The following is a 16145-nucleotide window of genomic DNA, read 5'->3' as shown; positions in this document are numbered from 1 at the left end:
AACCCCACCCTTTGGCAAGACTTTACTGTCAGATTAAGTCTGAACTACTACAGTTAAACAAACTATAAAGATCCGCTTGCGGAACTAAATCATAAATAATAGGCTGAAATTTTTTCGCAAAGGCATTCAAGAAGCCTAGGAAAAGGCTACTGGACACAAAATTTTTGATCGAGTAATGCTACTCAATATGTGGGTATTGCCAAACTCGATGAACCATCTGTCGGCGATCGTCTGGACTATCAGGATAGTTCAACCTTGTTTATCACATTAAGTGTACGACGGTGCTGCTCGTAGGATGATACTTCAGCTTCGACAGATTCATTGCGCCTGAGATTACCTAAATCAGGTAGCAATACACCGCCATACTTTATTCTCTGGCTATATAATATTCAACTGTGTATAATGACAGTTCGATGCAATATTCTTGCAACGATGGTTCATCGTTTTCTGACCTCTGGCGTCTCTGACGCGTCTTGCTTTTACCGGTTAGCGACGATGTTTTGCGCTGGTAGAGTCTGTAATCTCCCTACTAAATTTTAATGTGTGGCCTTAGCCACGCATGCGCTTTGATTTATTCATTCAATTAAGGAACAAACGTGTCTATTGATAACACAGCTACACCTATTAAAGTTACTACCTTTGCCTCTCTGGGATTGAACCCATTAATCCTGAGTGCTGTAGAAGAATCTGGCTATACCGTACCCTCACCCATTCAGGCCGAAGCCATTCCCGAAGTTATGGCAGGCCACGATCTGATGGCATCCGCCCAGACTGGAACCGGAAAAACTGCCGCTTTCATCCTACCCGCGTTACATCGCATGTCCGAGCCTGCCGCCATTCGCAGCAAGGGGCCGCGCGTGCTCGTGCTGACCCCGACGCGAGAATTGGCACAACAAGTTTCAGACGCCGCCGCTAAATATGGTAAGAATATGCGCCTGAAAGTGGTAAGCATTCTTGGTGGCATGCCCTATCCTCTGCAAAACAAGCTGTTATCCAATCCAGTTGATATTTTAGTGGCCACTCCGGGTCGCTTGATTGATCATATCGAGCGCGGCCGTATCGATTTTTCGCGTCTCGAAATGTTAGTTCTGGATGAAGCCGACCGCATGCTGGACATGGGCTTCATTGATGATGTGGAGCGCATCGCAGCAGCTACTCCAGCCACGCGCCAGACGCTATTGTTCTCTGCCACACTGGATGGTGTAATTGGCAACCTGGCAAAACGACTGCTCACGAATCCTAAACGCATCAGCATCGCAGCTACACAGGCACGCCACGAAAACATAGAACAACGCCTAATGTATGTGGACGACATGGCGCACAAAGGTCGTTTGCTGGATCACCTGCTACATGATACGAGTTTGAATCAAGCACTCGTATTCACAGCTACCAAACGTGACGCTGATGCTTTGGCTGACAAACTGTTGTCCCAGGGTCATTCGGCTGCCGCGCTTCATGGCGATATGAACCAACGCGAACGTAACCGCACCTTGGTTAACCTGCGCCGTGGCCAAGTGCGTATTTTGGTGGCAACTGACGTAGCCGCACGTGGCATCGACGTCCCAGGCATTTCTCATGTAATCAATTTCGACCTGCCCAAGGCCGCCGAAGACTACGTGCACCGTATCGGTCGTACCGGCCGCGCCGGATCTACCGGTATCGCAGTATCATTTGCATCCAACCGTGATGCCGGAAACCTGCAGAAAATCGAACGCTATACGGGTCAGAGCATTACTGCTCATATCGTTGCCGGTCTTGAACCCAAATTCAAACCGCGCTCACAGCCCTCCAATACACGTGGCAAACCCGGCGGATACGGACGCCATGCTCATGCTGATGGCGCTCGCCGTGAGAGCCAATCTCATAATCGTTTCGGCGATAATGCACCTCGGCGTAATGGGAACACCGGCAACACGGGGCCTGCTGGGCAGGAGCGTCGTCCAGCAAGCAGCTTCTCGAATGGTCGCGGCTACAACAGCGGCAACCGCTAAGCACTAAACAATTTTATCGCTAAAAGTAAAAAAGGCATGCCTAGGCATGCCTTTTTTGTTTATGCTGGCAGTCACACTGTTGTGACCATCTCTAACAATGCAGAGTTTAACCAAATGCCAAATACAGACTGAATATACAAGCATCTGCTGCTTAACTCACGATTCGAAACGCAATAGCCGGAAATAGATTTGTTTAATGAGGCAACTTGTACGGCAGATTGCTCAGATATTTTGGTTTTTATAGCTACCCTGTTGTGCAGACAGCCGCTATCAACTATGCTTGCCAACGTTACTTCTTAAAATCTAAGCAATTATGACCGTCAGTATCAAGACTCCTCAGGAAATAGAAAAAATGCGCATCGCAGGCCGCTTGGCCAGCGAGGTGCTTGATTACATCACCCCTTTTATACAAGCTGGCATTACTACTGGCGAAATTGACCGCCTTTGCCATGATTACATGGTGAATGAGCAACAATGTATTCCTGCGCCACTTAATTACGCGCCGCCAGGACATACGCCCTATCCAAAATCTATTTGCACCTCAGTCAATCATCAGATATGCCATGGCGTGCCGGGTGAAAAAAAACTTAAGAATGGCGACATCCTGAATATTGACGTCACCACCATCAAGCATGCTTATCACGGCGATACTAGCCGCATGTTCTATGTAGGCGAAACCTCCATCCAGGCAAAACGGCTGTGTGAAACCACTTACGAGGCAATGTGGCGAGGTATCCGCGTGGTCAAACCCGGTGCATATTTGGGCGATATCGGGCATGCTATCCAGAGCTTCGTCGAAGCGATGGGCTTTAGCGTGGTACGAGAATTCTGCGGCCACGGTATCGGCAGGGGATTTCACGAAGCGCCACAGGTGTTGCACTATGGCAAGCCTAAAAGTGGTTTGAAACTAGAAGCGGGCATGATCTTCACCATAGAACCGATGATTAACGCAGGCAAGGCTGGCATCAGTCAACTCAGTGATGGCTGGACCATCGTGACCAAGGATCACAGCTTATCGGCTCAGTGGGAACATACCATTCTGGTAACCGAATCTGGTTTTGAAGTGCTGACTGTTTCTGCTGGAACCCCTTCTCCCCCACCTTAAATAAGTCGTGCATAGCGTCACTGAAATTCACCAGAGCTTGCGTGCTGCACGATTATTGCTGAAGCAGAATTATGAACGTCACGCGCAACCATCCAGCCTGCTGCGTTCCCATGCCAAGTTGGTAGACAAACATTTACGCGCGGCATGGCTACTTCTCGCCATGCCGCCAGATCTAACGCTCGTAGGTGTAGGCGGCTATGGACGTCGTGAGTTATATCCCAAATCTGACATTGATCTGCTAATTCTGTTGCCGGAGGAACCAGATCCGGCATTGCAACAACATTTACAGGAACTGGTTGGCCTGCTGTGGGACATTGGCCTGGAAGTTGGCCACAGTATCCGTACCGTTGCTCAATGTGTAGAAGAATCGGTCGATATTACGGTACAGACCAACCTATTAGAAGCACGTTTAATTATCGGCGCCCCCCAACTGTTTGAGGAAATGGTCAGCACGCTGACGCAACACCTTGATCATCGCGCTTTCTATCTTGCCAAGCTGCATGAACAACAGCGGCGCCACGCACGCCTCATCGACGCGGACTACAACCTCGAGCCCCACCTGAAAGAAAGCCCTGGTGGCCTGCGCGATTTACAGACCGTGCTGTGGATTAGTCGCGCCTGCAACTTGGGCGACACTTGGCGCGAGCTGGCCAATGCAGGCATGATTACTGGGCCTGAGGCGCGTATCATCGCGCGTCACGAAAAACTGCTGCAAAACCTGCGCATTCGCCTGCATTATTTGGCCAGCCGGCGTGAAGATCGCCTGCTATTTGATTACCAGACCGAACTGGCAGAACAAATGCACATCGCTGCTACAGGTGTGCGCCGTGCCAGTGAACATCTGATGCAGCGTTACTACCGTACTAAACAAGCGGTGCTACAACTCAGTGCCGTGCTATTGCAAAACTTGCGCACGCACCTGTTCCCCGAAGCAAGCACAGTGCACCCCCTGAATGAACGATTCATAACGCGCGATGATTTACTCGAAGCGCGTGATGAAGCCCTGTTCGAACACGAACCATCAGCCATTATGGAAAGTTTCTTGTTGCTGGAACAATATCCACGTCTGAGCGGATTTTCCGCCCCCACTTTGCGCGCTCTGTGGCGGGCGCGTTATAAGATAGATGCTGCATTCCGACGCAATGAACACAACCGGGCATTGTTCATGACTATTCTGCGCCAGCCACACGGCCTTACCCATGCGCTACGGCGCATGAATCAAAATGACATCCTGGGCCGCTACCTTCCTGCGTTTGGTCGCATCGTCGGACAAATGCAGCATGATCTATTTCATGTTTATACAGTAGACGAACATATCCTGATGGTAGTGCGCAATCTGCGCCGTTTAACCTTGGCAGAACACGCGCATGAATCTCCTTTGTGTAACAAGCTGATCAAGGATTTCGCACGCGTTGAGGTGCTATATATCGCTGGGCTGTTCCACGATATCGCCAAAGGTCGCGGCGGCGACCATTCAATACTGGGCTGTGCGGATGCTGCACGCTTCTGTAAACAACACGGATTGACGAGTGAAGATTCCGACCTGGTGGTATGGCTGGTAGCCCAGCATCTAACGATGTCCGCCACCGCACAAAAACAAGATTTGTCAGACCAAGACGTGATCGCCACCTTCGCTGCAAAAATAAAAAATGATCGATATCTAGTAGCCTTGTATTTGCTCACCGTGGCCGATATTCGTGGCACCAGTCCAAAAATATGGAATGCTTGGAAGGGCAAGTTACTTGAAGATCTATTCTGGGCAACTCGCCGCTATATGGTTGACGGTAAGATTGCTGATCAGATCGGCGAAATTCACACACGCACATTAGAAATACTAAGCCTGTATGCGATTGCTCCTGAAGTACATGAAACACTTTGGGCACAATTAGACCCAGAATATTTTCTGCGCCACGAACCGCAGGAAATTGCTTGGCACACTCGCCTGCTGGCGCATCAAGTCAATAGCCAAACAGCCATCGTCAAGACACGTTTAAGCCCCATCGGGGAAGGTATTCAATTGATGGTCTACAGTCCTGATCAGCCCTATATTTTTTCGAGCATCTGTGATTTTTTTGCACGACTAAACTACAACATCATGGAAGCAAAGATCCACACCACCCACCACGGTTACACACTAGATAGCTTTTTGGCAATGGATGCAAGCAATAGCAAGCCAGCATATCGCGATATCATGAATTACATAGAGTATGAATTATCACGCAAGTTAGTCGCCGCCGACGAACCTCCCGCACAAAAAACTGCCAGAATATCCCGCCAACTCAAACATTTTCCCATTGCATCCGAAGTTAATATAACGCCAGACAACAAAGGAAACTATCTACTTTCAATTATCACTGGAGACCGCCCTGGCCTACTGGCGCGTATCGCGCATGTGCTTGCGCGACAAGGCATAGTGATACGTAGCGCCAAGATCAATACTCTGGGAGCACGTGCCGAAGACACCTTCCATATAGCCAGCGCAACGCTACTTCAACCACAATCAATTCCAGCGCTTCGCGAAGCACTGTTAAAACGAATTTCTTAATCGATATCAAAAAAATATTTAATATAAGCAAATGGTCAAGAATTGAGCTTTGGCGGGGACTTAAATACATTTTTGCAGTCAATCCTGAAAAATGCAGGTGTTTACGTTTATGGATGAGAGCCAATGCTCAGTTATCTTCAAATATTGAGCCACACGAACATTACCTGCAATCTATAATTACGCACCACTCTATTTTCGTGAACTTATGAAAAACTCAATATTCTATTCGTGGGCTATAGTCCTGCTAACTGGCTGTTCAACCCAACCTCATGATACATATAATCCGCCAGTACCAGTCACATCTACTGAGACGCAAGTTAACGTACCTGCCGCCCTTCCATCTCAATTCGCACGCCGCCATGCAAGACGCGCAGCTCCCAATGCAGCAATCAGCTTAAAGAACGGTTCGTTCAATCCTGACAACCAAGGCAAGATGAATGCTTGGGCAACGATTGAGCATGCCTCAGGTAATTCCTATACCTTTGTAGCCGATCCGGAAAATGCATTTTCGGCCCCGAGTAGTGCGCGAATCAGACGCCATGGCTCTGAACCTTTTGGTTTGCTCCAACAGTCAATTATCATCCATCCCACATGGCACAACAAAACAGCTCAGCTTTCCGGCTTACTTAAAAGCGAGAACATCAACGGAGCTGGTGGTGCGCTCATCCTTCGTGCAGATGACGGAAGCGGCAAAATCCTGACCTGGAATTTCATGCAAAATGCCCGTGTGATAGGCACGCAAGACTGGAAACGTTACACCATCGAATTAAAAATCCCACCTACTGCCTATTCGCTAAAAGTCGGCGTAATGCTGGAAGATGGCGGAACGCTGTGGGCAGACGACCTGGCGATCGAATTGATCGATTAATTCGCCTGTACGACGCGGTACGCCGATAACAGACCGCCAGGAACCGGAGTAACAACCGTGCTTAGCCGATTGTTGCTGCGAAATCGGCGTCATAGTACAGTGGCATTAGAGAAAGACTAAGGGATGATCGCAGTACATCTATGCGCCCGAACAACTCAAATTCAGGAATTGCTCGTCGCCGAGCTGTTCGCATGCTTGTGTTACCTCTGGATCACTTGCTGGCGATAACCCGTTAATTCATCAATTTCAGTGTTTCCAGATCGAACCTCGACCGTTGTTTACGCCGTCATGGGGTATCCACCCTAAAAAATATAATTCCGTACACTCCATATTGGGTAATCTGCCAGCCCCCAATTTTGAGCGGAACAGGGCAGCAAAGTTACCTATCACTGCGTCCGAAATTGCTTATATTGTATTGCATATACGAATCATTTGCATTAACGTTTATATTAGCATATAATAAACCCGTTCTCTGCTTTTGCTTAAAATGCAAATAATCCCTCTCCTTAGTTATTTGTAATTTGAAAGTCTCCCCTGACGGGCAATAAGCGGAGGGCTTCCTTGATTTACCTCCCTACCACTTTCTTCCTTCGGGGGAAGAAGGTGGTTTTTTATTGTACTTTTCCCGCATTTTCCAAAAATCACATGGCACCCTCATTATTTGATAATGATTAGGCTTCTTTCATCTCTGGAATCAACGTTGGGGTTTAAATCCCAGTTGGCAAGCAGACAATGCCGCCAATCTTGGAAGAAAACCCGTGGGATTTGAAATATGCACACTGTCAGCAAATCAAGAAGGGGATGTTTGATGTAGCTGCTGGGGTAACGGTATTCGGGAATAGCTAGGCCAGGCGATCAATCAAACCAATACCGCTTCCACGAAGGAAAGCAGCATGCACCCAAGTTAGAGAATATTTCCCCACCCGCAAACTCGGCGCGGCCCGTGTAGCCAAAAACGGAGGGGAAATCGAAGTTATCCCAGGACATAGTTGGCGACAAATCAAGGACAAACAGTCATTTTTTACGAAATTATTTTGATATAAATCATTTAATATCAGATAGTTAATTATCATTAACCCTTGCGATGTAAAACTCAGGCCAGCTTCGCCCCATGCCTGCAATGCATTCTATGCCGAACTAAACATGACAAGGGTTTCCATTCATTTCGCTTCGTCGGACTACGTTCGGAAAATAACTATGCCAGCAATCATCCGTCGTGGATCTTCTCAATCTTATTGGAGCGCTCGTAATTACCACGGTATATTATTTTCCCCTGACCTCCTGACCAGAATGGCAATAAGTAAAGGGGCTTCAGCACATTTAAAGAACAGCTTAAGCCAGTATTGGCGCGGGTTTCACAATGGTCTACTTGCTCAAGGTGCTTACTCTTAGGACTATTCCATCCGACCCCCCGAAATCTAGTAAAAATTTGTTCTAAATGCATTATTGCACGACCTGTCTGCTATCCGTACTTGCGCTTATCAAATGGATATCCACTATGAGTCATATAGAGCTGATTTAGCATTCAAGATTTCTAAAGAATGGCCGCTAACTATTTGACGATTTCATCGCAGCAAATTGCCGATGCTTTTGGGGTGCATTATTCCACTATCAGCAGAGTACTCCATAAACTTCGCTTAAAAATGCATGATTTCAAGAGCTGACCCAATACTGCTCGGTTAATAAACATGAATTCAACAAAAATATTTACGTTACGTGTTGGGAAAACCAGTACGACATATCTTGGGATTTTAATCAACTCGGAATTCAAGTGACATCTTGATAATACTATTAAATAATTAAGCTTGGCGTGGTTCGTCACTATTTATAGATGCACTCTGAAGTTATAACATGTTCAACTTACGCCACAAGTCTCATTCTTGCTACAATTAACGCTTGAAATTAAAACGGAATTAATCATGTGTGGAATAATTGGTGCAATAGCGCAGCGCAATGTGGTTCCCATTCTATTGCAAGGGCTGCAACGTCTGGAATATCGGGGCTATGACTCGGCTGGATTAGTAGTTGTCGAGAACAATGCGTTACAACGCATCCGCAGCATCGGACGTGTTGCGGAATTAACCACGCGAAGTACTACTACTATTGGTTACATCGGCATTGCACATACGCGCTGGGCCACTCACGGCGTGCCCAGCGAGCGTAACGCGCACCCGCACTTGAGCAGCAATCTCATTGCCGTGGTGCATAACGGCATTATCGAAAACTATGAAGCGTTACGGACACGCCTGACTGAGCAAGGCGCCGTATTCACGTCCGACACTGACAGCGAAGTCATTGCTCATCTTATTAACAACCACTATACGCACGGTAACAGCTTGTTGGCTGCAACTCAGGCTGCGCTTACCGAATTAGTGGGTGCTTATGCCATTGGCGTAGTGGCAGCGGACAATCCAAGCCAGCTTATTTGTGCGCGCAAGGGTAGCCCGTTGTTGCTGGGAGTGGGCATTGAGGAGCATTTCATTGCGTCAGACGTATCAGCTCTGCTGCCAGTAACACAAAATGTGGTGTACTTGGAAGAAGGCGATGTAGCCGAAATTAGCTTGCAAAGCTACCGAATTTTTGATGTCATGGGTCAATTGGTAGAACGGCCAGTCCACGTCAGTCAACAGTCTAGCGCAAGCATGGAGCTGGGCGAATATCGTCACCACATGCAGAAGGAAATTCACGAGCAGCCGCAAGCGCTCACTGATACGCTGGAAGGTGTATGTAACAGCAAATTGCTGATACCCGGCATTTTCGGTGCCGAAGCCGCTGACGCTTTCGCACAAGTTGAAAGCATCCTCATTCTTGCCTGTGGCACCAGCCACCATGCGGGGCTAGTGGCACGCTACTGGCTCGAAGAAATCGCCGGCATTCCATGTACCGTAGAAATCGCCAGCGAATATCGCTACCGCGTAAGTGTGCCCAATCCCAAAGCGCTAGTTGTTACCATTTCTCAATCGGGTGAAACCGCCGATACTCTGGCTGCACTCAACCACGCTAAAGCAATGGGGCACCCACATACACTTGCCATCTGCAATGTACCGGAAAGTGCACTGGTAAGGCTCTCAAAGCTACATTTCTTAACGCGTGCGGGGCCGGAAATCGGAGTCGCTTCAACCAAGGCATTTACCACACAATTAGCGGCTTTGTTCCTGCTTACTCTGGTTTTTGCCAAGCTGCGTGGCAAGTTGAGTGAAGAAAGAGAACAGCACCACTTACATTCGTTGCGCCATTTGCCCAGCGCGGTTCAATTGGTCTTAAAACTCGAACCCGATATTGCGTTGATGGCCGAACGCTTTGCCAACAAACATCATGCACTGTTCCTCGGTCGCGGGCTACACTATCCAATCGCACTGGAAGGTGCTCTCAAGCTTAAGGAAATATCTTACATTCACGCCGAAGCATACCCAGCGGGTGAATTAAAGCACGGCCCATTAGCCTTGGTGGACAAAGATATGCCGGTTATCGCCGTTGCCACTAACGACGCATTACTGGAAAAACTCAAATCCAACCTGCAAGAGGTACGCGCACGAGGTGGCGAACTGTATGTATTTGCTGATGCGAGCACGCGCTTTCATTCGAGCGAGGGCATACACCTATTGCAAATGCCCGAGCACGCCGGATATTTAAGCCCCATTCTGCACACCATCGCATTGCAACTGCTGGCATATTACGTGGCATTGCAAAAGGGAACGGATGTGGACAAGCCTCGCAACCTGGCCAAATCTGTCACAGTAGAGTGATGAGGCTGCTAGCAGCTTGTCGGACTTAAAGAATCTTAACGAAAATTTTGCTGAACGCGGGGTGATTGTGCAAGCATTCACCTTGCGAAGAAACAGTCACCGCTCAGCTCAATTTGCAGCCGATTTATTTTAAGTCCGACAGGCTGCTCGAGCGACGCCTGACCCCTATCCTCACTCCCCCACCAACTTCCACTTCATCATTTCACTTGCTTTCAATGGCACTAACTGATGCTCCCCAAAGCCAATTGTTGCAGGCACTTGCCATTCCTGCTTACGCAAGGTAATGCTTTGAGCGTTACGAGGTAGACGATAAAAATCAGCGCCAAAAAAACTGGCAAAACCTTCTAGCTTATCTAGCGCCCCAACCTGCTCGAAAACTTCTGCATAGAGCTCGATGGCGGTGTGGGCGGTGTAAATGCCGGCGCAGCCACAAGCGGTCTCTTTAGTATGTTGTGCATGAGGAGCACTGTCGGTGCCCAGGAAGAATTTTTTGCTGCCACTGGTGGCCGCTGAAAGCAATGCTTCACGGTGTGTTTCTCGCTTCAGCACTGGCAAACAGTAATAGTGAGGATGGACGCCGCCGCTGAGCATGGCATTGCGATTGTAATGCAGGTGATGCGCGGTGATAGTGGCTGCGACGTTTTCTGGCGCGCTTTTTACAAACTGTACAGCATTAATCGTACTGATATGTTCGAATACTACGCGCAAATCGGGTAAGTCGTGCAGTAGCGGTTGCAATATGCGCGATATGAATACTGCCTCGCGGTCGAACACGTCCACCGTCGTATCTGTTACTTCGCCATGCATAAGCAGCGGTAGACCACAACTCTGCATTTCTTCCAGAGCGGGATAAGTTTTACGAATGTCAGTGACACCCGAATCGGAGTTGGTGGTAGCGCCTGCAGGATAATATTTAACTGCATGCACTATGCCGCTTTGCTTTGCAGACCGAATTTCTTTCGCCGTAGTGTTGTCGGTCAAATATATGGTCATCAACGGTTCGAAATGCGAATTCCCAGGCAGCGCGGCGAGGATGCGCGCGCGGTAGGCCTGCGCCTGCTCTGTGGTTGTAACCGGTGGGCGGAGGTTGGGCATGACAATGGCGCGGGCAAATTGGCGTGCGGTATCAGGCAGCACGGAGTGCATTAACGCACCATCGCGCAAATGCAAATGCCAGTCGTCGGGGCGGGTTAATTTCAGTTCCATGGTAGATATTTTATCCGAATCTAAAAATGAGGTGAGCTCTGGGTTAATCTGAGGACTTTAGTGAAAGCGCGTGTTGATATAGTTCGTTACGCCCTGCCCCAGTAATACGCACAGCAAGCTGTACCGCTTGCTTAAGCGGTAATTCGTTTAGCAACACTGTCAATGCATGCTCGACGTCTGCATCCAACCCTTCCTGCTGCGCTACAGCGCCAGAAACCAGTAATACGAATTCGCCCCGTTGACGGTTGGAGTCGCCATGCAGCCAAACCAATGCCTCGGCAAGGGAGCATCGCTGAATGCTCTCGAAAAGTTTAGTGATTTCACGCGCAAATACAATTTGTCGGTCACCACCGAAAACGCTTCGCAGGTCAGACACACATTCCAGAATACGGTGTGGAGCTTCGTAAAATATCAGGGTATAAGGTAAGGCGATCAGCTCTTGTAACGCACGGCAACGTGCAGCTGATTTGTTAGGCAAAAACCCATAAAACAGGAAGTGTGGTGCGGGCATGCCAGCGGCAGACAGGGCAGCCAATGCGGCGTTTGCTCCAGGGATGGGGATCACGCGGTAACCAGCAGCGCGCACCTCTGCCACTAATATCGCACCGGGGTCACTTATCACCGGCGTGCCTGCATCGGATACTAGAGCAACCGACTGACTTCTGGCCAGCAGCGCGATCACTTTTTCTGCCGCCACCCGTTCGTTGTGCTGGTGCAAAGCCATTAACCTATTTGCCGCAATGGAATAATGCATCAGCAGATTTGCGGTATTGCGTGTGTCTTCAGCAGCAATGATATCCACAGATATCAGCACATCCAATGCACGCAAACTGATGTCTCGCAAATTCCCAATTGGGGTGGCAACCACATATAATGCACACTCTAGTTTTTGTTTTTCACCGCTATGCACTGCACATCCTCTTGTTGTCGTTTGATAGCCGCCGTACTATACGTGAGCGTAGGAGGCTGTGCCACTCCCAAACGTTAGGGCTTCCCATTTTTAAACGGGACCAAGAGTAATTTTCTTTCATGAAAACTCACTATTCAAACCAGACATGGAACGTTTTTATGCGCTCGCGGTCTACTGATTTTATCTGACTCAGAAATCAATACCGCCGTAAAATATGAGCAAACGCGGAGTTCAGGCCGAACAATTGGCGGCACAGTTTCTTCAACGCCATGGCCTCAAGTTGCTGCAAAAAAATTATAGCTGCCGTTATGGCGAAATCGACCTGATTCTGCAAGATGGCGACATGCTGGTTTTTGCCGAGGTGCGTTTGCGCAGCCGAGGTGATTTCGGCGGCGCTGCAGCTAGCATTAATGCGTCCAAGCAGGCTCGACTAATACGCACCGCTCAACATTACCTCGCGACATTGAGCCGTACTCCACCTTGCCGTTTTGATGCGCTGCTGCTTGATGCGCTAGATAGCACCCGACTGGAATGGATCAAGCATGCTTTTACCACCTGATTTCGGGTAACATTCGAATTCATCGCAACGGATTATTAGAACAATGAACTTTGATCAGCAGAGCCTGCCAGCGCTTCAACGACATATTAGTGAGAGGGGAACATGCGTTATTTAAATTACCTGCTACTGGCTATCATGCTAGGCTCGATACAAGGGTGCTTTCCGATAATTGCTGCGGGTGTCGGCACGGGTGCGCTAGTGGTATCAGATCGCCGTACTGCCGGCATTATCCTCGAAGATCAAACCATCGAGAACAAGGCACTCAATCACATAAAGGCCCAATATAAAGACACCGTATATGTGAATGTCACGAGCTTCAATCGCCGCGTGCTCATTACTGGCCAAGTGCCTAACAAATCATTTAAAACTGATATTGAAAAAATAGTTTTAAATTTGATGAATGTAAAAGCGGTTACTAACGAACTGCAGGTATCCCCACTCACTAATTTATCCTGGCGTAGCAATGACGGCATTATTACTAGTAACATTAAGCTGCGCTTCCTTAACAACCGGCAAGGATTTCAGCCTGAACATATAAAAGTAATTACTGAAAACAGCTCAGTATTCCTGATGGGCATGGTCTATCACAAGGAAGCTGAAGCCGCCGCAAATATCGCCAGCAGTTCGCGCGGCGTGGAGCGTGTCGTAAAGGTATTTGAGTACCTCGATTAAGTACCGCTTGCTTGGCAAGCCAAACTTTAAACAAAAAAATTCTAAGCGGAAGCTATGTGCTATAAATGCCAAGACGGCATGGAACTCAACGTTCCTATTGCCGCCCCAACTTTTTATGATTACGTTGCCTTAACAAAATTATGTGCGCCCTTTTTTAAGAATCATGCTTAATCCCTCCGAAATTACCCTGCATCAGCAATCAAAGCTGCTGGAAATAGCCTTCGATAACGGTTCACGCTATCGTTTGCCTTATGAGTTTCTGCGCGTACATTCGCCTTCTGCCGCAGTACGTGGGCACGGCCCGAGTCAGGCGGTACTGCAGGTCGGCAAGCAGAATGTGAACGTGACTGACATCCAACCCGTAGGTAGCTACGCCATCAAAGTGACTTTCGATGATGGCCACAATACCGGTCTTTATTCCTGGGATTACTTGAATGAACTCGGAAAATATCAGGATGCTTTGTGGAACGAATATTTATGCAAATTGGCAGAAGCGGGAGAAAGCCGTGTTCCGCATCACCCCGACGACGCACTCGATAAATCCGGAAAATAAAATGAACAAATCAACCCATTTCGGTTTCACGACTATCGCGGAAACTGAAAAAGCCGAGCGTGTCGCGAAAGTATTCACATCCGTCGCCAGCAAATATGATGTGATGAATGACCTCATGTCAGTTGGCCTGCACCGGATATGGAAACGCTTCGCCATCCAGATCAGCGGCGTACGAGAGGGAGAGCGAGTACTCGATGTTGCGGGTGGATCTGGTGACCTTTCCAGTCAGTTTGCCAAACGTGTTGGCAGCAGCGGGCAAGTTTGGCTCACCGACATTAACAACGCTATGTTGCGCGTCGGCCGCGACCGCTTGATTGACGATGGACTAAACACACCAGCCGTACAGTGTGATGCAGAAAATTTGCCATTTCCGTCTAATTATTTCAACTGTGTCAGCATTGCTTTCGGCCTGCGCAATGTCACTCACAAAGATGTTGCGCTACGTGAAATGCAGCGAGTGCTTAAGCCCGGTGGTCGCTTGCTGGTGCTTGAGTTTTCCAAGGTGTGGAAACCGCTGGAGCCTATGTATGATGCTTACTCGTTCAAATTGCTACCCAAATTGGGCGAAGTGATTGCCAAGGATGCTGACAGTTACCGCTACCTGGCAGAATCTATCCGCATGCACCCCTCACAGGATGAGCTTAAGCGCATGATGGAAGAAGCAGGACTCTCTCGTGTTGAATATTTTAACCTTAACGCTGGAATTGTAGCGCTGCACAAGGGTTATAAAATTTAGCATGGATTGCATCCAAATTTCCTGCAAAACGCTCCAAACACTCTTAATATATAACTTGCCCTATGCAAGCTTATCAATTTAACTTAATGATTCAACATATAAATTTTTTAGGACATAAAAAACCTGATTTGCATAATGCAACCTGATGATTTTGCATATACGCTAAGTATGTAGTGTTATACTTTTGAGTGTGTCGTAAGAATTTCAATGACATTCGTGAATACACTCACTGTAAATATTCGCTGAAATTTCATTGTAGTAACAGGAACGTGGCGATAAATCCAAAAAACAGATGTGATGACAATCAATACTCTTGTTTTCGAGGTAGTCGATGAAGGTGACAATGCTATACCAGAGTGCGTATGAATGACCGATTGCGCGAGAATAAAGAGACGCTGGAGAGTTTCAATGAAATTGAGCGTTTGCAGAATAACCTGTGCGTTGGAAAGGTCGTCTGGTTACTATCCGTAATCCAGAAAATAGCTTAAACATGATGTTTCAGCCGACCACTTCTGCCCTTAACCACTTGCTGATCCAAAATTGCTGGGCATTGCAGCGGTTGGCAATCCATGCAGGCAAGACAGCGCGTTTCACCATCGCGCCGTTTGTTTTTACATATACAATTCAAAATGACGGCACATTGTGCGCCGCTGAGCCCGATGTAAATGCCGATGCGAGCTGCACCATTCCGCCTTCATTACTGCCGCGTCTGGCCGTATGTGATGAAACGGCTTCTGCGCAAATTGAAAGTTGTGGCGATACCGCGCTACTCGCCGAAATTTTTTATCTTAGCCGTCATCTGCACTGGGATGCTGCAGAAGACTTAAGTCAGGTGACTGGCGATATCGCTGCTGAACGTATCGTACAATGCGCTAAGGCTGGCCAGCAATCTATTCAGGATGCTACACTTAACTTGACACAAGTGCTGGCAGAATATTGGACGGAAGAATTCCCACTGATTGCTAAATTCACTCATATAGCGAACTTCGTGCAGCAGACAGACAAGCTGCGCGACGATTTAGCGCGGCTTGAACAACGTGTCAATCGATTATCTAATTCCTGAAAATTCTTGCTAGCCTCTATAATATGCCGCGAACTATTTAACTGTTTCTTGAAAGTCACTAAGCTAATTTTCTTTCCAGGTATTCAAAGGCTGGGTTAATGAGCTTTTGGCCGAAATAAAATCAAGTAGCGAGCACAACTTTAAGGGTGCGACCGAACACTTCGCTCGGACTGCAGATTAATCAAATCTTC

At 48.0% G+C, this 16145-nt stretch carries 12 protein-coding genes and 1 pseudogene; 11 read left to right on the top strand and 2 right to left on the bottom strand.

Annotation, left to right across the window (positions count from 1 at the left end; all coding sequences use genetic code 11):
* Window positions 1-596: 596 nt before the first annotated feature.
* The 6 genes and pseudogenes from MJ770_RS07555 (at window position 597) to glmS (ending at window position 10255) form a co-directional block, all read left to right on the top strand.
* The gene (locus MJ770_RS07555) at window positions 597-1991 is read left to right on the top strand and encodes a DEAD/DEAH box helicase (RefSeq protein WP_239251002.1); all 1395 of its coding nucleotides are present in this window, start codon (window positions 597-599) and stop codon (window positions 1989-1991) included.
* 313 nt (window positions 1992-2304) lie between these two features.
* On the top strand, window positions 2305-3096 hold the full coding sequence (gene map, locus MJ770_RS07550) for a type I methionyl aminopeptidase (RefSeq protein ID WP_239251001.1): 792 nt from the start codon (window positions 2305-2307) through the stop codon (window positions 3094-3096).
* Between the two features lie 7 nt (window positions 3097-3103).
* A complete protein-coding gene (locus tag MJ770_RS07545) occupies window positions 3104-5641 on the top strand; it encodes a [protein-PII] uridylyltransferase (protein WP_239251000.1) in 2538 nt (845 codons plus the stop codon).
* Window positions 5642-5846: 205 nt separating this feature from the next.
* Complete coding sequence (locus MJ770_RS07540) at window positions 5847-6509, top strand: hypothetical protein (protein WP_239250999.1); 663 nt, start codon at window positions 5847-5849, stop codon at window positions 6507-6509.
* 153 nt (window positions 6510-6662) lie between these two features.
* Window positions 6663-6826: pseudogene (locus MJ770_RS07535) on the top strand (IS481 family transposase); the annotation flags it as partial.
* A 1602-nt stretch (window positions 6827-8428) separates the two neighbouring features.
* Window positions 8429-10255: a glutamine--fructose-6-phosphate transaminase (isomerizing) gene (gene glmS, locus MJ770_RS07530; protein ID WP_239250998.1), complete on the top strand. Its 1827-nt coding sequence runs from the start codon at window positions 8429-8431 to the stop codon at window positions 10253-10255.
* Between the two features lie 171 nt (window positions 10256-10426).
* On the opposite strand, the gene pyrC is transcribed toward glmS, so the two are convergent.
* Together pyrC and rsmI are read right to left on the bottom strand one after the other, a co-directional pair.
* Window positions 10427-11461, bottom strand: a complete 1035-nt coding sequence (pyrC, locus tag MJ770_RS07525; RefSeq protein ID WP_239250997.1) for a dihydroorotase — start codon at window positions 11459-11461, stop codon at window positions 10427-10429.
* Between the two features lie 43 nt (window positions 11462-11504).
* Window positions 11505-12371, bottom strand: a complete 867-nt coding sequence (gene rsmI, locus MJ770_RS07520; protein ID WP_239250996.1) for a 16S rRNA (cytidine(1402)-2'-O)-methyltransferase — start codon at window positions 12369-12371, stop codon at window positions 11505-11507.
* A gap of 214 nt (window positions 12372-12585) precedes the next feature.
* On the opposite strand from rsmI, the gene MJ770_RS07515 reads away from it, so the two are divergent.
* The 5 genes from MJ770_RS07515 to MJ770_RS07495 all read left to right on the top strand — a co-directional run bounded on the left by MJ770_RS07515 (window position 12586) and on the right by MJ770_RS07495 (window position 15954).
* Window positions 12586-12930 (top strand): YraN family protein, encoded by a 345-nt coding sequence (locus MJ770_RS07515; RefSeq protein WP_239250995.1) that lies wholly within the window; start codon window positions 12586-12588, stop codon window positions 12928-12930.
* Window positions 12931-13032: 102 nt separating this feature from the next.
* On the top strand, window positions 13033-13602 hold the full coding sequence (locus MJ770_RS07510) for a BON domain-containing protein (protein WP_239250994.1): 570 nt from the start codon (window positions 13033-13035) through the stop codon (window positions 13600-13602).
* 163 nt (window positions 13603-13765) lie between these two features.
* A complete protein-coding gene (locus MJ770_RS07505; protein ID WP_239250993.1) occupies window positions 13766-14155 on the top strand; it encodes a gamma-butyrobetaine hydroxylase-like domain-containing protein in 390 nt (129 codons plus the stop codon).
* 1 nt (window position 14156) lies between these two features.
* The gene (gene ubiE, locus MJ770_RS07500; RefSeq protein ID WP_239250992.1) at window positions 14157-14891 is read left to right on the top strand and encodes a bifunctional demethylmenaquinone methyltransferase/2-methoxy-6-polyprenyl-1,4-benzoquinol methylase UbiE; all 735 of its coding nucleotides are present in this window, start codon (window positions 14157-14159) and stop codon (window positions 14889-14891) included.
* A gap of 436 nt (window positions 14892-15327) precedes the next feature.
* The gene (locus MJ770_RS07495; protein ID WP_239250991.1) at window positions 15328-15954 is read left to right on the top strand and encodes a ubiquinone biosynthesis accessory factor UbiJ; all 627 of its coding nucleotides are present in this window, start codon (window positions 15328-15330) and stop codon (window positions 15952-15954) included.
* Window positions 15955-16145 lie beyond the last annotated feature (191 nt).

Source organism: Candidatus Nitrotoga sp. M5 (assembly GCF_927904885.1).
Taxonomy (GTDB): domain Bacteria; phylum Pseudomonadota; class Gammaproteobacteria; order Burkholderiales; family Gallionellaceae; genus Nitrotoga.
The sequence above is the reverse complement of the archived record's forward strand: the minus strand, read 5'-3'. Positions and strand labels throughout refer to the sequence as shown.

What these genes read in the sequence shown, in the direction of transcription:
- map (WP_239251001.1), top strand. Translation starts at nt 2,305, where the DNA reads ATGACCGTCAGTATCAAGACTCCTCAGGAAATAGAAAAAATGCGCATC.
- MJ770_RS07540 (WP_239250999.1), top strand. Translation starts at nt 5,847, where the DNA reads ATGAAAAACTCAATATTCTATTCGTGGGCTATAGTCCTGCTAACTGGC.
- glmS (WP_239250998.1), top strand. Translation starts at nt 8,429, where the DNA reads ATGTGTGGAATAATTGGTGCAATAGCGCAGCGCAATGTGGTTCCCATT.
- pyrC (WP_239250997.1), bottom strand. Translation starts at nt 11,461, where the DNA reads ATGGAACTGAAATTAACCCGCCCCGACGACTGGCATTTGCATTTGCGC.
- MJ770_RS07515 (WP_239250995.1), top strand. Translation starts at nt 12,586, where the DNA reads ATGAGCAAACGCGGAGTTCAGGCCGAACAATTGGCGGCACAGTTTCTT.
- MJ770_RS07510 (WP_239250994.1), top strand. Translation starts at nt 13,033, where the DNA reads ATGCGTTATTTAAATTACCTGCTACTGGCTATCATGCTAGGCTCGATA.
- MJ770_RS07505 (WP_239250993.1), top strand. Translation starts at nt 13,766, where the DNA reads ATGCTTAATCCCTCCGAAATTACCCTGCATCAGCAATCAAAGCTGCTG.
- ubiE (WP_239250992.1), top strand. Translation starts at nt 14,157, where the DNA reads ATGAACAAATCAACCCATTTCGGTTTCACGACTATCGCGGAAACTGAA.